20 protein-coding genes and 2 pseudogenes are annotated in these 26,523 nt (G+C 43.5%); 5 read left to right on the forward strand and 17 right to left on the reverse strand.

The features are described 5' to 3' along the window. Positions 1-2: 2 nt before the first annotated feature. The 8 genes from SB658_RS13400 to SB658_RS13435 form a co-directional block, all read right to left on the reverse strand. The gene (locus tag SB658_RS13400; protein ID WP_017696586.1) at positions 3-425 is read right to left on the reverse strand and encodes a YwqH-like family protein; all 423 of its coding nucleotides are present in this window, start codon (positions 423-425) and stop codon (positions 3-5) included. A 216-nt stretch (positions 426-641) separates the two neighbouring features. Continuing rightward, positions 642-740: a hypothetical protein gene (locus SB658_RS13405; RefSeq protein ID WP_120363587.1), complete on the reverse strand. Its 99-nt coding sequence runs from the start codon at positions 738-740 to the stop codon at positions 642-644. Positions 741-815: 75 nt separating this feature from the next. Further along, a complete protein-coding gene (locus SB658_RS13410; RefSeq protein ID WP_038427963.1) occupies positions 816-1,601 on the reverse strand; it encodes a YwqG family protein in 786 nt (261 codons plus the stop codon). Positions 1,602-1,800: 199 nt separating this feature from the next. Continuing rightward, positions 1,801-3,123: a UDP-glucose 6-dehydrogenase UglF gene (gene uglF / locus SB658_RS13415; protein ID WP_038427964.1), complete on the reverse strand. Its 1,323-nt coding sequence runs from the start codon at positions 3,121-3,123 to the stop codon at positions 1,801-1,803. Positions 3,124-3,317: 194 nt separating this feature from the next. Next, positions 3,318-4,082 (reverse strand): tyrosine-protein phosphatase, encoded by a 765-nt coding sequence (locus SB658_RS13420; RefSeq protein ID WP_038427966.1) that lies wholly within the window; start codon positions 4,080-4,082, stop codon positions 3,318-3,320. Between the two features lie 48 nt (positions 4,083-4,130). Next, on the reverse strand, positions 4,131-4,847 hold the full coding sequence (gene ptkA / locus SB658_RS13425) for a tyrosine-protein kinase PtkA (protein ID WP_038427967.1): 717 nt from the start codon (positions 4,845-4,847) through the stop codon (positions 4,131-4,133). Then, on the reverse strand, positions 4,837-5,583 hold the full coding sequence (gene tkmA / locus SB658_RS13430) for a protein-tyrosine kinase activator TkmA (RefSeq protein WP_003227811.1): 747 nt from the start codon (positions 5,581-5,583) through the stop codon (positions 4,837-4,839). Before tkmA ends, ptkA begins: the two co-directional genes overlap by 11 nt. Positions 5,584-5,816: 233 nt before the next feature. Then, a complete protein-coding gene (locus SB658_RS13435) occupies positions 5,817-5,960 on the reverse strand; it encodes a YwzD family small protein (RefSeq protein ID WP_003242876.1) in 144 nt (47 codons plus the stop codon). A 203-nt stretch (positions 5,961-6,163) separates the two neighbouring features. On the opposite strand from SB658_RS13435, the gene SB658_RS13440 reads away from it, so the two are divergent. Both SB658_RS13440 and SB658_RS13445 read left to right on the forward strand, forming a co-directional pair. Then, entirely contained in the window at positions 6,164-7,774 is a 1,611-nt protein-coding gene (locus tag SB658_RS13440; protein ID WP_038427968.1) for an SWIM zinc finger family protein, read from the forward strand. Next, the gene (locus SB658_RS13445; RefSeq protein ID WP_038427969.1) at positions 7,761-10,529 is read left to right on the forward strand and encodes a DEAD/DEAH box helicase; all 2,769 of its coding nucleotides are present in this window, start codon (positions 7,761-7,763) and stop codon (positions 10,527-10,529) included. Before SB658_RS13440 ends, SB658_RS13445 begins: the two co-directional genes overlap by 14 nt. A gap of 127 nt (positions 10,530-10,656) precedes the next feature. On the opposite strand, the gene ywpJ is transcribed toward SB658_RS13445, so the two are convergent. The 4 genes from ywpJ to ywpG form a co-directional block, all read right to left on the reverse strand. After that, positions 10,657-11,514 carry a phosphatase YwpJ gene (gene ywpJ / locus SB658_RS13450; RefSeq protein ID WP_038427970.1) on the reverse strand — a complete coding sequence of 286 codons (858 nt, stop codon included), beginning with the start codon at positions 11,512-11,514 and terminating at the stop codon, positions 10,657-10,659. Between the two features lie 5 nt (positions 11,515-11,519). Next, a complete protein-coding gene (gene glcR / locus SB658_RS13455; protein WP_003244075.1) occupies positions 11,520-12,296 on the reverse strand; it encodes a transcriptional regulator GlcR in 777 nt (258 codons plus the stop codon). Between the two features lie 223 nt (positions 12,297-12,519). Further along, positions 12,520-12,861 carry a single-stranded DNA-binding protein SsbB gene (gene ssbB / locus SB658_RS13460; protein ID WP_003227798.1) on the reverse strand — a complete coding sequence of 114 codons (342 nt, stop codon included), beginning with the start codon at positions 12,859-12,861 and terminating at the stop codon, positions 12,520-12,522. A gap of 76 nt (positions 12,862-12,937) precedes the next feature. Next, positions 12,938-13,321 (reverse strand): DynA interaction protein YwpG, encoded by a 384-nt coding sequence (gene ywpG, locus SB658_RS13465; protein WP_014478204.1) that lies wholly within the window; start codon positions 13,319-13,321, stop codon positions 12,938-12,940. Positions 13,322-13,495: 174 nt separating this feature from the next. On the opposite strand from ywpG, the gene SB658_RS13470 reads away from it, so the two are divergent. Next, the gene (locus tag SB658_RS13470; RefSeq protein ID WP_124059305.1) at positions 13,496-13,906 is read left to right on the forward strand and encodes a YwpF-like family protein; all 411 of its coding nucleotides are present in this window, start codon (positions 13,496-13,498) and stop codon (positions 13,904-13,906) included. 139 nt (positions 13,907-14,045) lie between these two features. Here SB658_RS13470 and SB658_RS13475 read toward each other — a convergent pair whose 3' ends face one another. From SB658_RS13475 to SB658_RS13485, 3 genes are all read right to left on the reverse strand, one after another. Further along, positions 14,046-14,684, reverse strand: a complete 639-nt coding sequence (locus tag SB658_RS13475; RefSeq protein ID WP_069322955.1) for a class A sortase — start codon at positions 14,682-14,684, stop codon at positions 14,046-14,048. A 97-nt stretch (positions 14,685-14,781) separates the two neighbouring features. After that, positions 14,782-20,745 (reverse strand): SpaA isopeptide-forming pilin-related protein, encoded by a 5,964-nt coding sequence (locus SB658_RS13480; RefSeq protein WP_144500495.1) that lies wholly within the window; start codon positions 20,743-20,745, stop codon positions 14,782-14,784. Between the two features lie 317 nt (positions 20,746-21,062). Next, positions 21,063-22,139: a response regulator gene (locus SB658_RS13485; protein WP_044052439.1), complete on the reverse strand. Its 1,077-nt coding sequence runs from the start codon at positions 22,137-22,139 to the stop codon at positions 21,063-21,065. A gap of 806 nt (positions 22,140-22,945) precedes the next feature. Here SB658_RS13485 and SB658_RS13490 point away from each other — a divergent pair. Together SB658_RS13490 and SB658_RS13495 are read left to right on the forward strand one after the other, a co-directional pair. Beyond that, positions 22,946-24,211 (forward strand): annotated as a pseudogene (locus tag SB658_RS13490) (sensor histidine kinase); the annotation flags it as partial. 225 nt (positions 24,212-24,436) lie between these two features. After that, a pseudogene (locus tag SB658_RS13495) lies at positions 24,437-25,407 on the forward strand (histidine kinase). A 47-nt stretch (positions 25,408-25,454) separates the two neighbouring features. Here the strand turns inward: SB658_RS13495 and mscL are convergent. Next, positions 25,455-25,850 carry a large conductance mechanosensitive channel protein MscL gene (gene mscL / locus SB658_RS13500; protein WP_021445844.1) on the reverse strand — a complete coding sequence of 132 codons (396 nt, stop codon included), beginning with the start codon at positions 25,848-25,850 and terminating at the stop codon, positions 25,455-25,457. Positions 25,851-25,922: 72 nt separating this feature from the next. Next, positions 25,923-26,348, reverse strand: coding sequence for a 3-hydroxyacyl-ACP dehydratase FabZ (gene fabZ / locus SB658_RS13505; protein ID WP_003221796.1), 426 nt, complete (start codon positions 26,346-26,348; stop codon positions 25,923-25,925). Between the last annotated feature and the right edge of the window lie 175 nt (positions 26,349-26,523).

Genomic DNA, 26,523 nt, shown 5'->3' on the forward strand with positions numbered 1-26,523 from the left:
GATCACCACAATTTAATAGATTTAATTTGATTAACAGCATCCTCCAAGAATTCTTCACCCTTAGCAAGAGTATGCCCAGCAAAATTCGCTAGCTTTAATTCTTTGTCATAGAGAAATTTCATAGATTCCAACTGAATAATCTCCATCTGAATCGATGCCATATACTCGTTATATTTATCATTCACAATCTTAGATGCTTCCGATTTCGCCTCTTCTCTTCCCTTGTCGAAATCATCGGCTTTTGTTCCCGTCCAATGCTTGCCCAATTCCGGTTTCACAATTTCTTTGATTTCAGTGATTGCCTCTTCTTGCAGTGTGTCTATGTCCTTTTTTGCTTTTTTCAGCTTTTCGATCTTGTCTTCCACGTCGGAAATTTTTCCGTTGAGCGAACTTTTGATATCCGCCAGCATACTTTCATAACCCATCTGAATCACCTCTTAATACTCAAAAAGTCGTATGGAGGGGCTGATGAAGATAGACTTTTCCATACTTTATTTCCATATATTATATTTTAAAATAGCCAGAAGGCGGCTTAAATAGGGTAAATGGCTTAATTTAGGCATATAACGCTCTTGGAATGTAGGTATTTAATCTTGTTTTTGTTCGTTATACAGTTAATGAAAACGTTTTATCAAATAAAATCACCTAAAGTCATAGTTAAAAAGGCACTTGAAAGAGACAGATGCTGTTGATCTGCCTCTTTCGGCGCTGAGCTTATTGTTCATGTTTATGTTCTTCATCAGGTCGATCACGTCTGATTTTGTCTTTGGCTTCTATTATTCCCCGCTTCTGACCCTTTAGATCAAAAGCTTGTATTAGCTGCAGTCCCAGTTGTACAGAACGTTTGAAAAGTCTTTTTTCCTTAGATCGTCAGGTGTGATGAAAAAATTGGCGATGCCGACGTCTCCCCACATTGAATCGATATCATCGTCTGAATCAATTTGTAAAAGCATGATGGTGTGTTCTTTATATGCGTATTCCCGTGGATCATGCTGGGTAAAAGAAGCGTATCCGCCGATTTTATGGCCAAATCCGTTTTCAGCCAGTTCATTATAAATGTCTTCTTCATCCTCGCCGAACTGACCAAAGAACTCCATTGTTTCCATGCCCGTATACTGCTCAAATTGAAAATCTGTAGGCAGCACCCATTCCGAAGATTTCACAGGCTCGACTGCCGCTTCTGATAAAATCGGAAAATCACATTCGCCTGTGCCGATAAATGAAAAATCAGAAACAAGCTCGTCTTCGTTTTCTATGATATTTTCAAAATAGATCACTCTGAAATTCTTTTGTTCACATCGATCGTCAAAATTTAGTCCATAGACGTCATCATGAAGAGAAATGTAGAACTGCAGGATACCTGAAGAAGGGTAGCCGTCAAGCTGGGGAATGTGTGAGAAATTAATCTGTGCCATAAGCTTCATCGGCTGTCCATTTTCATCAGTCGGGTATGTTTCATGCTTGGGGAAATAGGGATCACCGGCAATTTTGCTGTCATATCGTCCTGTTTTCCCTTTTCTCACATTCAGTTTCACGTATTCTTTCGCTGATTTCTCCATCAAGTCGCGGTACGGTCTCATTTTTTCGGGCAGATGATTCATCAGATTCTCTCCTTTTCCGGCATCTCCAAGGTTTTATTTTCTGGTTTTCTTCGTTTCTTCTAATGTTTTTCAAACGATTGTTTAAAGAAGCCCTACTTCTGTATAATTTTCCAAACAATAGTTAAATAGTAGCAAATGTATTCAGCACCCCGCAATAGATGAAAAAAAGACTGGTGCGCAACCAGCCTTTCTTTTTCATCTATTGAATTGCACCTGATGGAACAACCGCCTTCCGACCGACAGAATAATACTCCACTCCTGCAGCCGCAGCCTCATCCAATGTGTAGCAGTTTCTGCCGTCAAAAATGAGCGGCGTTTCCATCAAATCCTGATAAGCCGCTAACGGAAATTGTTTAATGTCAGCCCAGTCGGTCAAAATCATGACGGCGTCAGACCCTTTGACAGCTTCCTCGATCGTCTCTTTATATTCAACAGCTTGCGGGAGAACATGCTTTGCATGGCTAACTGCAATGGGATCGTAGGCTCTGATACGGGCGTCGAGCACAGCGAGACGGTCTGCAATAACAATTGACGGCGCTTCTCTCATATCGTCGGTATTCGGTTTAAATGACAGGCCTAAAAGGGCAATCGTTTTTCCCGTCACCCCGCCGAGCCTGTTCAGCGCTTTATCAACCAGCATCGCCTGCTGATTGTTGTTGACTTTGATAACCGATTTCAGCAGTTCAAAATCATGCTCGACATTGCCGGCAATTTGCACGAGGGCGTTTGTGTCCTTTGGAAAACAAGAGCCGCCGTAGCCTATGCCCGCTTTCAAAAACTGGCTCCCGATCCGCTTATCCTGTCCCATCCCGTACGCGACTGCTTCAATATCGGCGCCGACCTTTTCACATATATTCGAAATTTCGTTTATAAAACTGATCTTAGTGGCCAGAAAAGCATTTGAGGCATATTTGATCATCTCGGCGCTTCTGATATCCGTTTGGTAAATCGGGATTTGAAACGGACGGAAGAGCTCCTCCAGCGTATTTGCTGTTTTCTCATCGGCCGTCCCGATCACGATCCTGTCACCATGAAAGGTGTCATAGATCGCCGACCCCTCACGCAAAAATTCCGGATTGGATGCGACCGAAATACTGACAGGCTCCGCTAGATGTTCAGTGATCAGTCCATTAATCAAATCGTTTGTCCCAACGGGTACTGTGCTTTTCGTTACCACGACTGTATCTCGTTTGACATGCTTTGCGATGCGTTTGGCCGCATCTGTAATTTGCTCCAGATTGGCGTGCCCATCGCTTTTCTGCGGTGTGCCGACCGCTATAAAAATGATGTCTGCCTGTGCCAAGCCTTTCTCATAGCTCGTTTCAAAGTTCAGCCGTCCATCAGCTGTATTTTTTCTCATCAGCTCTTCAAGACCTGGTTCAAATATGGGGGAAATGCCCTTTCTCATTTCATCAATCTTGTGAGCGTCAATATCAATGCAGGTTACATGATGTCCAATCTCAGAAAGAGAAACACCTGTCACAAGACCGACATAGCCTGTTCCGATGACTGTTATATTCATTGTTTCCCTCCAACAGTTAAATTGCTGCTTTGCAGCTTCCGTAATATCGTATGAGAACATCCTATCATGAATGCGAATGATCTCCCGCATAGCCTGTCGGGTACAGCCTGTACAGATTTCTGAAATGTGATTCAACCATACAATACACTATTATATCGCTCTCAAAAAGAAAGTGGTGAAATGAGAATCGGCTGTTAAAAAAGACCAAACAATTTTCTTCTTTTGACCGGTTGCGGAGGCTGTCTGAAGATGGTCTGATTCCGCAAGAGAAGCTCTGCATTTTCCGTCAGCATATAAGGAAGTTCCGAGCCGAATTCTTTCTCTAGAACATAAAGGGCCTCTTGAGTGTGAAAATTTCTCGTTTTCACATTATGGGCATCTGAGGCTACGAAATGGATCAAATTGGCTTCAACCAGCCGGAGAGAAAATGCTTTCAGCTGCTTGCCGAAGGTCCCCGCAAGACTTCCTGAAGTAATCTGAGATGCTGCTCCTTTTTCCACAAGATGATACAGCAAGAACGGGTTTTCGCGAATTTCCCTGTTGCGTTCAGGATGGGCGATAACCGGAATATATCCTTTCAGCTGCAAATCATAAAAAAGCTGCTCCGCATATCGGGGAACGTGATCAAACGGAAACTCAATCAAGATGTGTTTTGTATCATTCAGCGAAAGCAGCTGCTGTTTGGCAAGGTCTTGTTCCACCTCGCCGTAGATTCTGATTTCCTGTCCCGGAAGCACATGTAAAGGAATGTCTTCTTTGATTAAACGTTTGTTTAACTGATTTGCTGCTTCTCTGACTGCGGCTGGCTCGTTTTTATACACACCGTTGTTATGATGAGGTGTCGCAATGATCGTCCGGATTCCCTGACGAACAGCGGCTCTTGCCATTTCTATGCTGTCGGCCGAATCACCTGCCCCGTCATCCAATGCGGGAAGAATGTGACAGTGAATATCGATCATGTCCTAGCCCCCTTTTTTCGCAAAAATAAATAACGGGCACGATGCACGTTATTTATTTTGCATGAAATTGTCCTTGTTTCCGTAATATCCGTATTCAGAGTGCTTCGAAAGCTTTTTGCCGTTCATAATCGCCCCAAGAAGCTTGCTTTTGCACGTTTCAAGCGCCTCTTTCGCTTTTGCGGCTTGTTCTTTTTCTGTTTTCCCGCTTGAAATAACCAGTACAGAACCGTCTGCCACGTTGCCTAAAATCTGTGCATCTGCTACGGCAAGAATAGGCGGCGTATCAAAAATGACCATATCATATGCCGCACACGCTTCGTATGCAAGCTCCTTCATCCACTTCGAGGAGAGAAGCTCGGCCGGGTTTGGCGGGATCGGGCCGCTCGTCAGCACGTCAAGATGTTTTTCATTCGATGCTTGTACAGCCTGCTCCATAGAGCTTTTTTTTAATAAAACAGATGTTAAGCCAACCGTATTTTCAAGAAAAAAGGCCGTATGTACTGTTGGTTTTCGCAAATCAGCATCAATCAGGAGCACTTTTTTTCCCTGTTGGGCGAATACGACAGCCAGATTGGCGGCCGTTGTTGATTTTCCTTCCCCCGGACAAGCCGATGTAATCATGACTGATTTCATTTGCCGGTCCACTGAAGCAAATTCTATATTCGTGCGAATCGTCCGATATTGTTCAGAGTTCAAGGATTTCGGCTCTGTCATTGCAATGACATTTCTCCGCATCCGCGAGCCTCTGTTTTTTCTAAGCGCCAAAATGTCCACTCCCCGTTTTTTCAGATTGGAAACCCTGTAAGGTCTTTGCTGTTTTCTGCTCATTCGCAATGGTGGAAACTGTCCCTAAAACAGGTATGTCCAGCAAGGATTCGAGCTGCTCTTCCGATTTGATCGTATTATCCAAATGCTCAAGCAGGAAGGCCAGTCCGATGCTTCCCGCCAATCCGGCCGCAAACGCGATGGCAATGTTTAGTAGCGGCTTTGGCGATACAGGGGACGGATGTTCTGAAACCTCGGCTTTTGACAGAATGCTGACATTGTCAACATTCATAATGGATGTGATTTTGTCTTGAAAAACAGATGCTATAGTATTGGCAATATGAGCCGCTGTTTCCGCGTTTTCATCCCTGACTGATATGTTGACCACTTGGGAGTCCTGTTCGCTGGATACGGTAATTTTGTCATTCAGTTCTTGGGATGTCATCGACAGGCCCATTTCTTTAATGACTTCATCTAAGATGGCAGGGCTTTTAATGATGACATTGTACGTATTGATTAACTGAAGATTGGTTTGGACATCGTTAAATTGAACTTCTTTTCGTTCATTTTTCGATTGGTTGACCAGAATCTGAGTTGAATTTTCATAGATGGGTGTAAGTGCGAAGAAACTAATGAGTCCGCCGGCAGCAGTGGCAGCTGCGGTTACAATCATAATCAAAAGTATGCGTTTTGTTAACGTTGATAATATCTCTTTTAAGCTAGTAGATTCTCCCATGATACCTCCAAATCTCTTATAACATCCTTTTCCATTTACGATTATACAACGTTGAAACCGCATTTCTCCAGCTTTTCACGTGACATAATTCGACATTTTTTTACAAAACGATATGCTAATCTTTTTTATGTAAGCGTTATATTTACTGTGTTGACAGTGCTGTCTCATTTTCTCTTATTCGTGCAGTCACGTCATCTCGCATAAAAAAATCCCGCTAAAGGCGTGCGGGATTTTTATGTTGCATATCCATTTTTAATATGAGAAATCAAATTTTCAAGCATTTCCTTCGTCGTCATCTCAGATGACTGCTCACCAATTTCATGTGCATGCATCAAAATTTTCAGAAATTCTTCTTGATTCAATTTCTTTTCACTCATCTTTTTTTTCCTTTCAGCTTCCATTAAGTTGAAAACACGATTATTATATGATGCTGGTTATCAATTTGCAATCTCTAATACATCATTCGACACATCCCATTTTTTATGTCCTTTTTTAGGAAAAACTTTTTAAGGCCGATGTGTTGCGATATAATAGAGAAATTGGATCTTTTTATTACGTGACTCGGTTAGGAGCGATAATCATGCTTCAGAATATGATTTCCAAAGACGATGTGCTGGCATCTGCTGAACAGTTAAAAGAACTTCTTCCTTACAATGAGGAAAATGTTCAGCTGATCAAAAAAGCCCTTATTTTATATCGGCAGGATTCAGTCTATCGTTTACAAGCAGTGAGTCCGACGGAAGTTACGGCTTACGTGCAGGATGTTGTGCCTGTGCGGGTCACATTGAACTTGTTTGTCATAGTCAAAAGCGGCTGTTCATGTCCGTCCGGAAGAATCTGCCGCCATATGCTGGCTGTGTTTTTATATGTATATGCAATGTTCGAGCGAGTGGGTACTTTTACAGAGTATTGGCTGGAGAGGGAAAAGCTAGAGGAAAGCAAAGAGCTCGTCCGCCGCCAGTTTCAGGAAAAGGTGCTGCCTAATGAAGAATCACTTTCAAGCTGGCTTGCTTTTTTTGATTCAGAGTTTTCTCTCTGGCAGGCACGTACGCCAGAAGGCAGCCAAAACATGCAGGGCCTCTATTACGGCTACCTGTCCGCATTAAAAAAACATGCGCCGAACAAGCCGGAGCTGAAAAGCCTGTACCAAATTCATTCCGCGATTGCGGTTTGGCTTCGCATGTTCACATTGATTGAAGCAGGCAAGCTGAACCCCGAACAAGATTTTTATTCCCTCAATCCGTACGTTGAACAACTGATGGATACAATCTACAGCTCTATTGATAAATTAAAAACATACGCGCTGTCTTTTGCGCTTGATCCGTTTTTGGATAAAACACCGGATGTTATCCGACATTTGCTGTTGAAAGAAGAAATTTTCCAATATGAACGCATCCGCGTCTTCGGTGAAATTTGGAGTGCGCTGCTTTCGCGTCCAAAATGGGTGGCACGCGAACAGGAGATGTTGAAAAAAGAAGCAGGACGGCGTTTTTCTCCCGAATTGCAATTCGGGCGCCTGCATTTGGAATTCCTGCAAAAGAATGATGACGTTATTTTTGCGGAAGCGGATCAATTCCCGCCGGAAGCGCTCCCTTATACGTTCCAATGGCTGAGTGAAATGACTGCCAAGAAGGACTGGAAACGGCTTAAAACATGGTACCAGCAAATTGAGCCAATTGCGATGGGTTATACGAAGCTGGATAAGCCGTTTAAAGAGATGCGCGATGTGATCGGCGAGTTGTTCCTTCTGTTGAATGCCTATGTGCAGCAAACCAATGATCAAGCGCTGTTTGAGCGCTTTGCCGCGGGCTGTCTGCCGTATACGTTCACAGAATACAGCCATCATTTATATGAAAAAAAACGCTATGCCGAGTGGATTGAAATTCATAGCCTTGTCGGCTTTTCCATCAATGAAATGGATAAAATGATGCTCAAGGAAATTGCAGCGAGCGACCCTGAGGCGCTTATACCGGCTTACCATAGAGAAGTGGCTTTTTTCATTGATCAGAAGAACCGCAGCTCGTACAAGGAAGCCGCCCGGTATTTGAAAAAATTGCGCACCCTGTACAAAAAAGCGAAAAAGCAGAAGGTGTGGGAGCGGTATATTCAGCTGCTGAGCTCGCATTACAAGCGCCTGCGTGCGCTTCAAGAAGAACTGCAGAAAGGAAAGTTGATTGATGGCGAGTCTTAAAGAAATTCTCATCCACGTCGAACAAATGGAAGATGGGTCATTTACGCTCTCAGCCTTTGATGAGAATGAGCAGCCTCTTCCCTACAGCCATATGAAAAAGCATTTGTTCCAATGGCATGAATCCTCATTTTACGGAACCTTTCTAGAGGATGTCAGCTTCATCGGGACGACTGCTGTCCTGCTATCTCCATGGATGACTGTAGAGCTTCTCGGCAAAAACTCGTTCAACTCATTCAGCTCCGTGCAGCTTACAGAAGAAACGGAGCCGCTGATCGAGGCGGCATCGACCATCTACGAATTTATCGCGGACGGCGATTTTATGCCTGACTATGACGCATGGACAAACGGTGTTTTTCGCTGGAAGGACCGCGATAATATACTGGAGGGCTTTACTGCGGAATGGTTTTCCGCTGCCGTACAGGATTACATCCAGTACGACGATGACCTGCGGGAGAAATGGGAACATATCAAGGAGAAATCGCCTGCGGTTACGACATTCCGCGGCCATTTTCTTGATGAAGAGGATTTTCTGGAAGGCATTGGCTGGATTGACGACCAATCTCCATTTACTGTCGGCTTGCGCTTAAATGAACCGGACTTTGACGGAGACGAATGGAAGATCGAGATGTTTTTACGCGATAAAAAGAGCGGCGCTGTAGAATTCTTTGACGGACTGAAAAGCCTCAAAAAATCGTGGCAGGCGTACAGCGATAAAATCGCGCGTGAGCAGGACCGCTTTCACAGAACGGTTCCGTGGCTGTCGTTTGATTCCGGGACAACGCTGATCTCGGAGGAAGAAGCCTGGATCTTCCTGTCAGAAGCAAGTGAGACGCTTGTCGATATGGGGGTAGAAATCCTCCTGCCGTCCTGGTGGCAGATTGTCAGAGACAGCAACATGATGCTGAAAGCAAAGGTGTCGTCCTCCCCGCGCGGCGAGTCATTTGTCGGCATGAATGCACTGCTTGATTTCAACTGGCGGTTTGCGACAAATGGAATTGAACTGACTGAGGCTGAATTTAATGAGCTTGTCGCCAGCAACAGGCGCCTTGTTAATATCCGCGGGCAATGGGTTAAAATCGATCCGCAGTTTATCAAACAGATGAAACGCCTGATGGAAAAAGCAGAATCAGAGGGACTCCACATGTCTGATATTCTGGCGCGTGAGCTAATGGATCAGCAGGATGGCGGACTTGAGGATTCGGATCTGATTGATACATCCGCTTTCGCAGGCATTCAGTTTGATCTGTCTAAACAGCTCAGGTCACTGATTCGAAAGCTCACTGCCGCGGAAAACCTGCCGGAGCACGAAGTCAGTCCTTCTTTCAAAGGAACGCTCCGCCCTTATCAGAAATACGGCATGAACTGGCTGCTGTTTCTGCGGGAAAGCGGTTTTGGCGCCTGTCTGGCTGACGATATGGGGCTTGGGAAAACGATTCAAATGATCGCCTATTTCCTTCACGTGAAGGAAAGCGGCCGGCAAAAAACGCCTCATTTGATTATTGCGCCGACATCCGTACTTGGCAACTGGCAGCGGGAGCTTCAAACCTTTGCCCCTGATCTGTCTGTCGCGCTCCATTATGGGCCGCGCCGGCCAAAGGGTGATGATTTCGCCGCGCATTATGAAAACGCAGACGTGGTGCTCACTTCATACGGTCTGTCACATGCCGATACTGAAGAGCTTACTTCTGTGACATGGAACACGATCTGCCTTGATGAAGCGCAAAATATTAAAAACGCGCATACGAAGCAATCACGCGCAATCAGGAAGCTGAAGGGGCTTCACCATATCGCGCTGAGCGGCACGCCGATGGAAAACCGACTGACTGAGCTGTGGTCTATTTTTGACTTCATGAATAAAGGCTACCTCGGCAGTTTGACCGGCTTCCATAAACGCTATGTGCTGCCGATCGAAAAAGACCGGGACGAAAAGAGAATCGGACAGCTTCAGCAATTAATCCGGCCATTCCTTCTCCGCCGGACGAAACGGGATGAAGAGGTCGCGCTTAATCTTCCTGAGAAGCTGGAAGAAAAAGAATTTATCCCTCTGTCAGCCGAGCAGGCATCCCTTTATGAGCAGCTCGTCAAAGACACTTTTGACCATATGACATCCCTGACCGGCATGCAGCGAAAAGCGCTGATCCTCAGCATGCTTGGACGGCTCAAGCAAATATGCGATCATCCCGCGCTTTATTTAAAGGAAGAGCAAACCGAGCTGCTGGCCGGCAGATCAGTCAAGCTCGAAAAATTGCTGGAACTGATGACAGCGATCCGCTCCCAAAACGAAAGCTGCCTGATTTTCACGCAATACATTCAGATGGGGAACATGATGAAGCGGCTGCTTGAAAAAACGTTCGGGGAACCTGTGCAATTTTTAAATGGGAGTCTCTCCAAGCAAGAGCGGGATACACTCGTTGAGAAATTTCAAAGGAAAGAATATCCGACACTGATTCTTTCACTCAAAGCTGGAGGCACCGGACTTAATTTGACCGCCGCCAATCACGTCATCCATTATGACAGATGGTGGAACCCGGCGGTTGAAAATCAAGCGACTGACCGTGCATACCGCATAGGCCAGGAGCGCTTTGTCCACGTTCATAAAATGATTACGACGGGAACAATCGAAGAAAAAATTGATGTCATGCTTGAATCCAAGCAAACCCTGAACGATCAAATTATCCAAAGTGAAAACTGGATTACCGAGCTTTCCACACAGGAGCTTGAAGAACTGTTTACATTAAGCGCTACAGCGCAATGATCATGACTAAAAAAGCTGGCTCTGATAGAGCCAGCTTTTTTCCGTTCATAGCCGTCACGCCGAATCTCCAAAAAATCCGTTACGCCGGTTATATCAACAGGATGCGCTTTTGGAGCAGCACATATACCTACAGCAAATGTTTCATCATATGTGCGACACCATGTTCGTCATTGGTTAAGGTGACAGCATCGGCTATCGATTTGATGTCTTCCCGGGCATTGCCCATCGCTACACCTTTTCCCGCAGCCTCCAGCATCGATTTGTCATTTAAACTGTCACCTACAGCAGCGGTTTCCTCGAGCGGAATATTCAGCTGTTTTGCAAGCCTCTTCAGCGCCTGCCCCTTGGAAGCTTTGCGGGAAGAAAGCTCAAAGTTGTGCTCAGCCGAACTGACAAGCGTCAAATCTTCGGCATGCTCATATCTTTTCCAGCCTGCCTCAAGCTTTTCTTTGAAGAAAGAAAAGCCGAGAATATTGTAAAAATCGATTGGCTGATCGGCTTCAAACAGCTCTTGAAAAGAGTTAATGTAAGCAAAGCCCGATTGGCTGTATTGCACCTCGGCCGCCTGCTTAAGGACAGAAAGATCTGTTTCCGGGTTTGCGCTTCTAAATCTGTCCAGCTCAACATCAAGAAGTTCTCTGCCGTTTTGAGGCGTATAAATCGCTGAACCTGTGAATACCTCATAATAATAGTTTTCCGACTCAAGCCATGAGAGAATGTCATACGCCCGTTTCGTATCAATCGTTTCGTGATGATAAAGCCTGCCGTCGGGATCGTGAATGACGGCGCCGTTTGCACTGATCACCCATGTTTTGATCCCCAGCGGTTCAAAGATTGACATGACGTCAAAATGAGCGCGCCCAGTTGACACCACCACTTCAATGCCGTCCAGCTGCGCCTGCCGCAGTGCGTTTTCATTTTCCAAGCTTACCTGATGCTTGCTGTTGAGTAAGGTTCCATCTAAATCAATCGCAATTAATTTCACGTTTGTCAGTCCTTTCCTTCATCCTGCTCTGTCACGAGAAGCTCAACGCCGTTTCGGTCAAGCAAGTCACAAAATGCCTGATTCGGCAGCCTGTCTGTAATCAAAAGGTCGATTTCATTCAGCTCCGCATACTGATAAAAACTGGTGCTGCCCAGCTTCGAATGATCTGCAAGCGCGATGACCTGCTTTGCCTGCTGTATCATTTTCCGCTTCACCATGCCATCCTCTTCATGCGCAATTGTAATGCCATGTTCGGAAATACCGACCACACCAATCAGCGCTTTATCAACATGGTAGCTTGAGAGCTTTTCAATCACAGAGGACCCGTACAGAAAGCGGTGCTCCTTTTCCAGCTTGCCTCCCAGCAGATAAATTTCAATTCCCTCTTTATCGGACAGCACATCCGCAAGATTAATCGAATTGGTGATTACCGTACAATCAACCGCATTCAAATGCTTTGCACATGCCTGAACAGTTGTAGAGGCGTCTAAAATCACCCGGTCTCCATCATGAATAAGCGATGCTGCAAGCCTGCCGATCTTATTTTTTTCCTCAGACACTGTTTTCAGGCGGCCGGAATAGCTTTGAATTTTCTGATGCACAGTCGGTAAAATGGCGCCGCCTCTTGTGCGGATGATGGCATTCTGTTCCTCAAGTTTCACAAGATCTCGTCGCGCTGTATCCCTTGACACTTGCAGGAGCGTACAGATCTGCTCCGTTGTAATTCGGTTATGCTGTTTTAAAAAATCCAAAATCGCTACTAATCTTTCTTCTTGGTACACGCCCTCATTCCTTTTCTCAGCAATCATTTATAAGTAATTATAAGTTTTTATTTGATTTTATTCAACATTAATAAGTGATTTTAAGTAAAAATGCGTCGAGAGAACCAATTTTTCCTAAGTAGGCAAAAAGAAAGAACCAGTCTGGTCGACTGGTCAATTTTGAGGGGATGATGCGAAGATCCGGATAATAGTGAATGGATAGATAACGGGAGGAGCAGGGGTGTCAATCAGCAGCTTTTTCCCGGGGTTTAGGGTCCATAAAACGAACAGTGTCAGCCAACACTTCTGTTACATACACGTTAACGCCTTCCTCGTTTTCATAGCTTCTTGTCTGAATCCGTCCGCTTACGCCGACGAGAGAACCTTTTTGGCAATACAACGCCGTGTTTTCAGCTGTTTTTCTCCAAAGTGTGCAATTGACGTAATCAGCTTCGATTTCACCTGAAGCATTCTTGAAGCTGCGGTTCACCGCGAGCGTAACATGTGCAACTGCCGCACCGGCGGAAGTGTAGCGAAGATCAGGATCTTTTGTAAGACGTCCGACAAGCATGACCTGATTGAACATGCGATTCCTCCTCTCCTTGCGGTTGTATGTATTGTAAATGATGCAACAAGAAAAGAAAAACGCTTAAAAATGGCTTTCAGCCTCTGTTTTTATCTTTCGTTTTCATTTTTCCTTCAGCTAAAAACATCTTTTGCTTTTTTCCTTTGAAGAAATATGTACTTTTTAAAAAACGGAAAAAGATTTGCTTTGTCAGCCAGTTTTGCGTATTCATGCGCACATAGGAAGAGCCATCCCACGCAAACCACTGAAAGCTCAATTTTTTTTCCGGCATTGACAGCTTGATTTTATACTGCTCCATGCCATCTTGTGTTTCGTATAAAAAACTTATTCTTCCTTTTTTGTTCAGATGAACCTCAAACACTTCTTTACGGCTTAACATATATGTTACTTCCTTTTGAATCAAATGGCTTTCAGAAGGAGCGCCGTCAATATAAATTTCTTTTAAACGAAATTGATTCATACCACATCTCTCCGTAATCCATAGTCAGTTACAGTATAATGAAAAAATAGAAATTATTAAATGTTTCGCTCATACAAAATTCTTTAGCCCCAGCATTGCAGGATTTTTTCCTCGAAAACGTTTATGTTATAATGGAAGGCAAGAAAACTTTGGAAGTAATCGGGGTGAGAAGAAATGAAAACCTTTAAACTGGTTGACCTGAATGTGGAACGAGTGGACAAGGAAGAACAATCAATCGAACAGTTTCCCCTTATTGACGGACTGATTATAAATAAAGAAGACGGTGAAAATCACTGGCTGATTGAGGCGCTTGTACAGAAAGAACATCTGTCTTTTTTTGAACAGCTTCAAAACAGACAATCTGAAGCCAAAGTATTTGTAACAATCACGAAAAAAAGCAATCGCCCCGCCCAGCTGACAGCAGCAGTGAAAAATATCGTCAAGCTGGAAGAAAGCATCCAGGTTTTACTCTATGGACAAATGGTCACAAGAAAACAGCAGGGCACTGAAACCATTCTCGAGTCCCTTGTAAAAGAGGGCTATACAGGAACAAAACTCATTGAGGCATTTAAGCAAAAATTATAAATATGAGGGGGCATGTTCCCCAAAACAGACACTGAACCGAAGAACATCACAATAGACATTTTGAATAGATATGTTCTGCATGAAAAAAGCTGCCGTTTTGAACGGCAGCTTTTCTCTTCGTGCTTTCACTCTTGCATATTTAATTTGTATGGCCAAAAGAATCAACCAATTCCCCTTTCACAACAAGGCGCCCTTCAGTTTTGACAGCCTTGTCACATGTGATTAGCGTAATCTCTTTTTTGTTTGTCTCCTCAATTACATCTGCATCCATTTCCGATATGATGTCTTTAGATGTTACAGAATAGATATAATCCTTTTTAAAATCCGTGATGACAATTTGGGCACCTGTTTTTATGTTTTCCAGAGGTCCGAACAGAAGATTCTTTTGCTTCAAATGATGGCCCGCCAACGGATAATTTCCCTCACCCATTTTTTGATCCGGGCGCATTGTTGCCGCCCCTATCAAAAGATTTTCATTGGTTGTGCCTTTTACGATCGGAAGCTCCAGATCGACACTTTTAATTGTTATCCGCCCGATAACCGCTTTTTGATCGTGATCAAAGCCGGCCTTTACAGCATCCATTAACTCAGGCGGCTCGATTGAATCAAATTCAAATTCCGCTTCTCTCTCATTATTTTTTTTCAGCTGCTCCACAGTTAAGGCCGATTCACTCTGGCTTTTGCTAAGATAAGCTATAATTCCGCCTTTGATATAAGGAGAAGAGATCAGCAGCAGTCCGAAAAGGATGAACACCGTAATGATCATTTTCTTGTACATGCAAAAAACCCTTTCTTATGCATCCTTCTAAAAACGCTTCGTGTCACTTTTCAAAAAAGCACCTGATCGATTCTTCGATGATCAGGTGCCTTCAACTTTATCCTTTTCTTTGTTTCTTTCTTGAGGCAACAGCTAAGCCTCCGCCTGCCATAAGCAGCAGGATACCGATCATTGCTGTCAGCATGCTGTCTGTATCTCCGGTTTTTGGGAGGGTTTTGTCTGTGTTCGACTGACCATCCGAGCTGCCATCTGTACCATTGGTATTCGGATGATCTCCATCATCTTTTCCATTTCCGCCCGGTGCAGGTTTATCAGGATGATCATGCTTATCAGGCGTTGGTGTTTTCACTTTTTGATTAGAAACAACGATCTCAACAGCTTTTGACTGTCCTTTTTCAATTGTGAATTCAATCGGTGTTTCGTCAAGTTTGTAACCTTCGGGAGCCTTCGTTTCAATCAACTGGTAGCTTCCCGGCGCAAGGCCTTTTACAGTGAACTGCCCATTTTGATCTGTTTTCCAGAGTTTAGAAAGCTCTTTTCCATACCCGTCAGTTTTTACAGGCTTGCCGCTTTCGTCCAATAACTTGAATTCAGCGCCCTCCAAAACGGTATTTTTATCGTCTTGATCCACTTTTTTCACATTTACGTCACCTGGTGCCAAAATGTTTTCCGCGGTGATTTCGACTGTTTTCGTGTCTGTGTTTGTGATCTTGAACGATATAGGAGTTTGGTTCACCTCATAATCCTTAGGCGCTTTTGTTTCTACAAACTGATAATCGCCAGCTTTGAGGCCATGCACCGTGATTTGTCCTTTGTCATCGGTAACCAAACCGGACTTCAGCACTTTGCCGTTGGCGTCTGTCAAATTGAATTCTGCGCCTTGCAGAACTTTACGTTGATCATGCTGATCCACTTTTGTGAGGACAACCCGGTTCTTCGTATTAACCGCTGTTACTTCAACTTGTTTAGGTTTGCCGCCGTTTTCTGCCTTAATGGTGAATGGCACAGGGATGGCGGATAATAGATACCCGGCTGGCGCCTGTTTTTCGATAAATTGATAGCTTCCTGGCGCTAACCCGTCAACTTCAATTTTGCCGCCTTCTTTTGAGACTAGATCGTCTCTCACTGTTTTCCCATTGCTGTCAGTGATTTTGAATACCGCGCCTGCTAAGCCTTTTCCATCCTGATCTTCCTTCGTCAGCTGAACCGATCCTTGATAGTTCACGACGATCCCGGCATCTGTAGCTTCAGGCTTTCCTGCTGCTGATTCAGAAATGGTAAACTCTTTTTTCTCCGTGTTTAGCACATAACCGGCTGGCGCTTTCGTTTCAACAAAGGCGTAACGTCCCGGCGCAAGGCCCGAAGCCTTTACTTTTCCCTCTTTATCGGAAGTCAGCTCTTCTTGAACCGTATTTCCTTTTTCGTCGACAATGATGAAAACTGCACCTTCAAGCTTCTTGCCTTCCGCATTTTCCTTCGTCAACTCAACGGAGCCTTTATGATTAATGGCGATCCCGGCATCTGTAGCTTCAGGCTTTCCTTCAGAGGAATCAGAGATCTCAAACTCTATTTTCTCTGTGTTCAGCACATAACCGACTGGCGCTTTCGTTTCAACAAAAGCGTATTGTCCCGGTGCAAGGCCTGAAGCTGCGACTTTCCCGTTTTTATCTGAGGTCAGTCCTTCTTGAACCGTATTACCTTCCTTGTCGATAATCTTAAAGACGGCTCCTTCAAGCTTCTGGCCATCTGCATCTTCCTTCGTCAGCTCAACAGAGCCTTTATCGTTAACGGCGATTCCGGCATCTGCGGCTTCAGGCTTTCCTGCTGCAGATTCTGAGATGGTAAATTCTTTTTTCTTTGTATTCAGCACATAGCCGGCTGGCGCTTTTGTTTCCACAAAAGCGTAATGGCCCGGTGCAAGGCCCGAAGCCTCAATTTTTCCGTCTTTATCTGAAGTCAGCTTCTCTTGAACGATCTTTCCATCTTGATCGACAATGTTGAATACTGCGCCTTCAAGTTTCTGGCCTTCAGCATTTTCCTTCGTCAGAGAGACTTTTCCTTGATAATTGGTCATTGCTCCTAAATTGACGTCAGACACTTGATTCTTTTCATTCTTTGCGATTGAGAAGTGAATCGCTTTTGTATTTACGATAAAGCCTTCAGGAGCTTGTGTTTCTGTCAAGCGATAGTAGCCCGCCGGCAAACCGTTCATTTCTACTTTTCCGTTTTTATCAGATTTTATATCTGTTCGTATGAGAGTATAGGTGCCGTCATTTGACTTTTTCTCCAGCTTGAAAACAGCACCCGCCAAAGGATTGTTTTGTTCGTCTTGTTTGATAAGCGTCACCTTGTTCTGTTGATTTACGACTTTGTACAGCGCTCCTGGCTTGGAGGAGTTGCTGTCTATCTTTACAGAGACTCCTTTTGCATAAGCATCACTGATGGTATATCCGTCAGGCGCTTTTACTTCTTTTAATACATAGGAACCGTAGCGAATATTTCCGAATGTAAGCTTCCCGCCGGCATCCGTCGTACCAGTGCGGAGGAGCTGTTTGGAGTCCTCAGACCATAACTGGAATTCTGCTCCTTCAAGAGCTTTATCGTCCTCTCCAGTCTTAAAAATCGTCAGGCTTCCTTTTTCTCCGGATCCGGAACCGTCGCCGCTTGAAATGGCAACAAAGATCGAGCTGCTGTTTTCTTGAGTCTGCTCCTTCACATTTGTTCCTGAAATGGACACCTTATTTTTAACATGGCCGCTCGTGCCGGCTATGTTAATCAGAGACCGGTATTTGATCACATAGGCGCGATCAATTTGCTTATAGCTGCCTATGAATTTCAGGACAAACGATTGTTCACCTGTTGTATTGTCCGTTTTGATGTCTAACGTGTAGTCTTTGTCTTTTTGAAGCTCGACATCTCCCGCGGTCAGATTTCCGCTGCTGTCTTTGACCACTCCGTTTTCATCATATTTTGCTTGATACACTTTAAAAGAATCCGCATCTAATATTTGATTTTCATCCGGCGTGTCAGTAACTTTTACGTCATCCAGCGTTGATTGGCTGGAGTTGACATTGATGTTCCAATCGATGTAGCTTCCATTTTGTTTGCCGCCTTTGAAAACCAGGCTTCCTCCGTTCGTAACTGAAACAGAGCCTGTTAACGTGCGGTCTGCATAGCCGTCATTATAGTAGGTTGCCTTGTTTGTATACTGATTCTGATCAATGACCTGTCCTTTGAGTGATGTCTTAAACTCAATCAGATATGGTACAGAATCGCCTGTTTTAAGGTGTACCGTCAGCGTGCGTTCATTTTTCGCAGAAGGCTCTTCGACATCATACTTGGAAGGATCAAGCGCGTCTCCTTCTGTGATCGAGCCGTTTTTATTGATCGTATAACTCTTAACGACAACTGAACCCGGCACAAATTGCTGAGGATCTGTTATGGCATCTTTGATATAAGGGTTTTTCGTCGGCTCGCCGTTATAGTTGACGCCGATTTTCCACGTGATTTCCTTTGAAACCGCGTTGTATGAGCCGTTTTTAAACCCATTATTTGAAGTCTGATGATTCGGCGTAAAACCGCTTGATACCTTATTCGTGCGCTCAGTGCCGTTTTGATCAGTCCATGTCGACTGAGCTGTATTCTTAACGCTTTCGTTAGAATAATCGGCATTGAATGTTGTCGTATAAGTGATCTTAAATTGACTGTCTGTTTTTGCATAATCCCCGATCAATGCCAAAGTAAAGCCTTTTTGATCAGGTTTTTTTGTTAACGTGTAGTCTTTGTCTTTCTGTAATGTTTTGTTGTTCGTTGTGTCTTGAAGCTTGAACGATTCATCAAGCAGAACCATTCCGCCGCTTTCAAATTGATCATCCAAAGTCCAATTGTTCATCAAGTATTTATTTTTATTAACTGTAATCGTCCAATCAACCGTCTTCTTCTCATAATCAACGTTTGAATATCCTTTGATGAGATTTTGCTGAATGGCTATTCCAGAAGCTTCTTTTGAATCCCCTGTTCCGGTTACAACGCTATTGGTGTATGTTGTAGATTTATCAATGATCACTCCGCTGTTGACCTTTGTTTGATATATGATTTTGTAAGCGCTGGTTACGTTTTTATTAAATTTGATTTCAAATCCGCTTCCATTATCGATGAGCGTGTAGTCCTCGCCTTCCTTTAAAGGCGTGCCCGCTTGCTCGCTGCCATTCTGACCAAAGGTAATAGGAATAACCTTCAAAGAATCTTTCACAAGATGCAAATCACCAGTTCCAAAAGAATCTTTAATCCTGGCCTTGGATTGGTCGATCTGTTTCTCACCGTAGTTGTATGCAAGAGCCCAGCTGAATGTTTGAGATTCTCCATCATAGCCGGTCGATGATTTCGCGATCATTTTTCCATACTTGGCTGCAACAGTGGCTTCTGCAGAAATGGGTTCCAGGTTGTCTCCGCTGAATGCCGCCTTATTTGTCAGCGTTATATTTCCGCCTTCACTCGGCTTCGCACCATTGTCAATGTCGGTTTCGTATACAAGGCGGTAGGCTGAATCAATTGTCCCGTCAAATGTGACATTTCCTTTTGAATCAACACTGTAGCCGGAAGAAACTTCATTTCCTCTGCTGACAGAACCATCAATGTTCACATTGAGTTCATACACTTTAACTGAACGGTAGATTACGCCATCTGGAAGGCTTTCCGTGAGTTTGGCATTTTTGACTTGATCCAACTTTTTATTGACATCGACCGTCCATGTTACTTTACCAGGGTTGATGCCTTTATCCAGCACACCTGATTTATCAATGGTTTTACTCACATTGGGTTTAAAATAAACTGTTGTTTCAGGAGTATCGGCATTCACAGGAAATGGGATCTTTTGTGTTGTCGAACCCGTTATTTTTTTCTCGTTGAACTGCGTATTGATAACCAATGTGCCTTTGACATTAGAACTGTCTTTTACCTCGCCGTTAAATGTCATTACCACATGTCCGTTCGTATCAATAGAAAATGTCCCGTATGTGGTGTCTCCGGCGCTTAAAGGCAGGTTCACAATGTCATTATGCATAATAAATTCTTTAGGCAAATCAAATTCATATTTATCGCCGGCATTGATTGTTTTTCCTAAATTGTCGGGAATGGCCCAATCAATTGAAATTTTCACCGGAGAATTCGTATTGGCGCGATTGCCCTTGTCATATGGCTTTCCGTTTTCGTCCGTCAACGTCACGCCAGTTAAAATATTTTGCGTGATTTGTTTTTCTTCAGTTTGCAAGCTTTTGAAAGCTGATTGACTTGAGGATGACACTTTTTTTGAATCATCACTCTTAGAGGCTTCGCCGCTCTTAGCGTCATCTGACGGCTGCTGTTCTTCCTCTTTTTGATCCTTGCTGACTGAAGGTGCAGGTTTGTCATCTTTCCCTTCCTGATCACCCGCAGTATCAGAAGAGTCGTTTTTTGGCTCTTCCGCCTCGGCATCTGGTGTCTCCTCTTTCTTAACAGGAATGATCACCTGCTGGGTTTTGCCTCCCCCTAGCTGAAAAAGGGCTGCTGCTGTATGTTCATCGCCTTTTACATCTGCAGTAAACTTAGCTGGTAGTGTAATGGTCCCCTTGGCATCAGGAGAATCCGCGGATGCAGTTGTTAATTTTACTGTCATGGTGCTGCTGCCCGCCGGCACTTGATAGCTGCCGATGACCTGATCAGCAGATTTGATCTCACCTTCTGCACCTTTATCAAATGTAAAGCTTTTAGGTATCTCCACATTGATATCCTGTTCGCTATCTGCTTTTTTGTCTTTTTTCAATGACCATTCATATGTCAGTTTCACTTCGTCCCCCGGTGTTAGTGCCGGTTTGTTTCCTTTTGATCCGTCAACAATCTGGCCCTTGGCGTCCTTAACTGTTACCGAATCGAAGAATTGGCTGTCACTTGACGTTACGTCCACAGCCTGTGCTGTAAGAGTATAGCTGGCGATCTGGCTGAAGAAGAAAAAGATGGCAAGGCTTATGATCATAACGATCCGCCCGCTTTTTTTCAGCCCTAAGGGAAAACTCCTCGTTCTCAACTTTTCATTCCTCCCTTTCTTATCTATCTTTCACTTGCCGATTGATCCGCGAGACCATAACATCATGTCTCATCCCCCAAAAAGAACTGCTAATGCCGAATGAGTTTCAAAACTAAGATTTGCCATCCGAACCAAACTACATTGTATGAAATGGAACTATACAATTTCTGTACAACTCAGAAATCATGTAAGATTGAAGTGAATTGGAGAGAGTTGAAGTTTCACCCAGGAGACATATGGCGAGGGCCTTCCCCTTAAGTGCACAAAAAAACCAGTGTGCATCGAAAGGCAATCGACACATACTGGTTTGGAGTTCTTTAATTAATTTGATCCTTCATTTGTTTGTAACGCTGATATTCTTTTATCGCCTCTTCTACCTTCCCGTTTTTGTTGAATAGCTGCAGCTTGTATTGCATAATTTTATGATCGCATGGCTCAATTTTCTCGGCTTGCAGGCAAATGTCCATCGCTTGATGATCGTTCATTTCATGAATATGATAATCGATCAGTTCATAGGCCTTTCCGAGCCAAAGCTGGGAAAGACGCGTCTTTTCCGGTTCTGCCCAAAGATAACCGTGCTCCATTAGGTAATGATTTTGATAGGACATGAAAATATCCATGTGCAGATGTAATGTAGCCGTATTGAGCGGCGGCGCCCCTTTTAGTGATTTTTCCCATTCGACAACATCGATTTTTGCGCCTGAAAGCCGAAGAATATACCCAGTATCAGTCTTCTCGATAGTTTGGCTGAAAGGGATCTGGCTGAATAATTTTCGTATTTGGTAAATGGTGGAGTAAAGTTGGGTGCTTGCTTTTGAAACATCGTAATGAGGCCAAAAAAGATCGATTAGCATTTCTTTACTGACCACATGGCCTTGATTGTGAAGCAAAAATAAGTATATTTCACGTGCTTTCGACGTTCTCCACTTGACTGGAATGCTTGTTTTGACATCCTTTAAGGTTTGATGAAACTGCAAGCTCCCAAAGCATTGGATGGAAAAATGCGCCTCGGTATTTTCTGCATTTTGTCTGAGCATATTATTCGTTTTGATTCGTTCAACAGTTGTCTCAAGCCGCTTGTATATGACAGGCTTCAGCAAATAATCAATGGCATTCAGCTCAAACGCTTTGATAGCAAACTCATTATAAGCCGTGATGAAAACGACTTGGATGTTTTCATTCATCGATTGAATCGCCTCAGCAAGCTCAATGCCGTTTACCCCCGGCATTTCAATATCAAGAAACACCGCATCTACAGCAGGAGTCTCAGGATGCTCTAAGGCTTCAACTGGATCTTGATACGCCATAATAGATTGAAAGGCGTTTGTTCGTTCAAGCATTTTCTTAAAATGAAGCAATGCCAAGTGCTCATCATCAACAATTAACGCTTTCACAAAACATCCCACCCTATATGTAAAATCGAGATATCAGTAAATAACTTCTATTATATCATGACAAATAACCCCTTTATCTGGATTCTTTTTCTTTCTATTGTAGTTTTTGAAATTTTGCACTTACAATATTTATAAAAAGGTAGGAATTTAGAATGAGCCTGCTTGAATAAAGGAGCTATAATATGAAAGAAAAATTCATCTTTACTTCAATTATTTTCGGTTACGCTGCATTTTTTATGGTTTTCATTGCCATTGACCATTTTTCCGGAACAACGCTTCCTGCGGCAAGGCATGGGGTCATGAACCTGGAGAAGTGGGATTTTCAGAAGGATGGGAATGTACAGCTGAACGGAGAATGGACATTGTATCCAAATCAGATTCTGTCACCAAAAGAGATCGCCTCAGCAAAAGGAAAAGATCCTCTCTTCGTTGATGTCCCCAGCAATGTGAAGCTAGCCAAGCAGGGTATCAATGTGGATTACGGAACGTATAAGCTGACCATCAGATCAAAGCAAGACAATCAGGTTTTTGGGATCAGCACGTCGTTTATTTACAGTGCCAATCGCATCTATTTTAATGGACAATTCATTGGCCAAAGCGGCAACCCTTCAAATAAACCTGATTTTGCGGCACAAAACCGCCCATATACGAGCTTTTTTACGCTTCACAAGGGTGACAATGAACTTGTCGTACAATTTTCGAACTTCGGAAAAACGCCGGGATGGGGAATCGCAAAGCCAATTACTTTTGGCACCCAGGAGCAAATAGTGCGGGAAAATAAAATTTCCTTTCTTAATGATACAATCATGATTACAGCTTTTTTCATTACCGGATTATATTTTCTGGGCTTTTTCCTGCAAAGAAAAAAAGATAAACATTTGTTGTTTTTTTCTGTTATGTGTCTTCTGTTTTCGTTCATTATTCTGATGATCGGAAAAGAGCGGATTATATTTCTCCTCTTTCCGTCAATTTCATTTTCACTGCTAAATTCATTGAGGGCAATCTCTACAGTGCTCGTCAGCATTGCGGTTTTTCTCTATCTCTTTTTTGCTTACAGAGAGATTGTTTCAAAGCGTTTTATTCGCATTGCCACTGTTTCTTCCGGGCTGGTCTTAGTCACAGATTTTTTAACCGTGGGTTTTATCGGCCATACCTCGTACATCTTACATTCTGTGCTAGCCGTCTCGACTCTGGTTTATATTACATATATTTTTACGATTGCTGCGATCCGCAAAATGGAAGGAAGTCTGTATCTTACTATTGCATCTATATCAATGAGTGCTTTTGTCATTTTAACCACCATTTCAGCTTATAGCGGCAAAACGGCTTTTTCCTTTAATTCGATTTATTCACTGCCAACAGTTATCGCTTTACTGGCGATCGTTCTGCTGATGGCGCAGCAATTTGCCGGAGCATTCCGTGAAAATGAAGTGCTGTCGTGGAAATTGCTCAGAATTGACCGGCTAAAGGATGAATTTATCGCCAAAACATCACATGAATTCAAAACACCGCTGAACAGCATCATTAATATATGCCAGACCCTGCTGGCCGGCAAAGGAAAAAGAACGATAGAAGAAGAGAAAGAAAATATGCAGCTCGTCATCCGCATGGGCTACAGGCTGTCCAATCTGGTAAATGACATCCTGGATTTAGAAAAAATAAAGCAGGGCATGCTTCAAATCCACCCGGTTCCTGTTGATATTTATACTTTAGTTTGTTCGGAAATGAATTTCTACAATCTTTTATCGAGACATAAAAACTTGAATATGATGAACCATATCCCTGACGATCTTCCTTTAGTGCTCGCAGATGAAAACCGCTTCCGCCAAATATTAACCAATTTAGTAGACAATGCAATCAAATATACAACAGAGGGCCAAATCACACTTTCTGCTTCAAGACTGAACGACAACATGATCAAAGTGACAGTGGCGGATACAGGAAGCGGCATTTCAGAAGCCGATCGCCAAACCATCTTTGAGTCTTTTCAGCAAGCCGAAAAGAATAAAGACGATGGTGCCGGTCTTGGCCTCAGCATTGTCAAACAGCTGGTTCAGCTCCATAACGGAGACATTTGGGTCGAATCGGAAGAAGGAAAAGGTTCGGCATTCCATTTCACCTTGCCAATCGCCCAAAATGAACCTGTATCTGAAACAAAAAAACGCCTTCCTGAATTACAATCCGAGAGAGATCTATCAGATATCTCATTTAGCACGCCTTATTACTCTGAGCATATTGACGCTCCAACCATCCTGATTGTCGATGATAACATTGACAGTTTAAAAATTTTGAGCGATATGCTTGAAGGTGTGCCCTACAATGTGATTGCTGTGAAGAACGGAAAGGAAGCATTAGAAATCATCTCTTGCACGAAGCTTGATTTGGTTATTTTGGACTTTATGATGCCGGATATGACTGGTTTCGAAGTCTGTATGAAAATTCGCGAACGATTCAGCATGGTGGATCTTCCGGTTCTGATCATTACAGCTGCCATTATCGGCCATGACAAATACAAGGCTTTTCATGCCGGAGCGAATGACATTTTGCAAAAACCTTATCATTACTCTGAATTTATGGCGCGTATTCAAAACCTGATCATGATGAAACATACAGCAAATCAAGCCACAAGAATGGAAATGGCGTTTCTCCAGTCGCAAATCAAGCCTCATTTTCTTTATAATGTATTAAACACGATTATTTCTCTCACTCATTTGGATATTGAAAAGGCCCGGGAGGTAACAGAGGAATTTACCAACTATTTAAGAATGAGTTTTGACTTTCAAAATACATCAGCCATCAGTTCCTTCAGACATGAGCTTTCGATTATCAATTCCTATCTTTCTATAGAAAGACGCGATTCGGTAATCGGCTTGAGGTTCTTTTCGATATAGATGAAGACATTGACTTTATCCTTCCGCCTTTAATGATTCAGCCCTTGGTGGAAAATGCCGTTCTTCACGGTGTCAGCAAGAAAAGAGGCGGAGGATGGATCAAACTGACAGCTAAAAAACAAAGCAAAAATGAGTATCACATCAAAGTAGAGGATAACGGTGCGGGGATGCCTCCGGAAAAACAAAAAGATCTCTTATCTGCGGATTTCGATCGCAGCGTCGGGTTGAAAAATATCAATCAGCGGCTGAAACATTTTTGCGGAAGCGAGTTGATGATCATCAGCACTCCGGATGCAGGCACCTCTGTCTCAATGCTCATTCATCTCGCTGAAACAACAGAAAGCCCCGCGGGACTGAAGGACATAGAACGAACCTAAACGAAAATTGAGATAAAAAAAAGACGCCGTTTATAACGGCATCTTTTTTATTCCGGCGACTTTGCTTGCTGCTTCAGCAGGTCTCTGATTTCTTTCAGCAGCTCCTCCTGCGCATCCACCGCTTCCTCCGCAGCCTCTTCTTCTGCTGCTTCTTTTTTGCGCCTTAACCCATTCAAAGTCCGAATGACGATAAAAATGGAGAACGATATAATTAAGAAGTTCACAATCGTCTGTATAAAGCTGCCATACTTCACTACAGCATCGCCAAACGTAAACGACAGGCCTGAAAAGTCAAGCCCTCCCAGCAGCAAACCGACCAAAGGCATAATGATATCATTTACTAGAGATGTGACGATCTTTCCGAAAGCGCCGCCTATCACAACACCAATCGCAAGGTCTACGATATTCCCCCGCATGGCAAAGGCTTTAAATTCATTCCACATACAATCACCTGCTTTTCTATATTTGTAAAGAAAAAAAGACAAATGTGCCGCTGGCCATCTGCCTTTTTTCAATTATTCTCCGAGGGCAAAAGTCAGTTCTACTTCGCAAACGACTTCGCCATCAACTGTGGCAACGCCTTTTCCGCGCCCGATTGTGCCGCGGGCACGAATGATTTCAACCTCAAGGTGAAGCTGGTCACCAGGCTTGACTTGTTTTTTAAAGCGGCAGTTATCAATGCCTGCAAAAAAAGCCAGTCTGCCGCGGTTTTCTTCTTTAATCAACATCGCAACAGCTCCGACTTGAGCGAGTGCTTCTACGATTAATACGCCGGGCATAACCGGGTACTGAGGAAAATGTCCGTTAAAGAACTCTTCATTAGCGGTTACATTTTTATAGCCTTTTGCCCGTTTGCCCTCTTCAACTTCCGTAATCCGATCCACAAGCAAAAACGGATAACGGTGAGGAATAATTTCTTTAATTTGCTGAGTATCAAGCATTGTCTTGACATCTCCTTCATCTGCATTAGTATGTATAGCAATCATCAAAGATCCAATCTGTACATTTGAAAAGTATATTATGAATTAATCTCTTTTTCAACCGCGCTAAAATGTAACCAACTGTCAATGAGAGCCGTCAAAAGTTATGATATGATAATTATAGATTTTACCAATA

Origin of the sequence: Bacillus sp. SIMBA_008 (assembly GCF_046535495.1) — a bacterium.
In the GTDB taxonomy this organism is placed as follows: Bacteria; Bacillota; Bacilli; order Bacillales; family Bacillaceae; genus Bacillus; species Bacillus subtilis.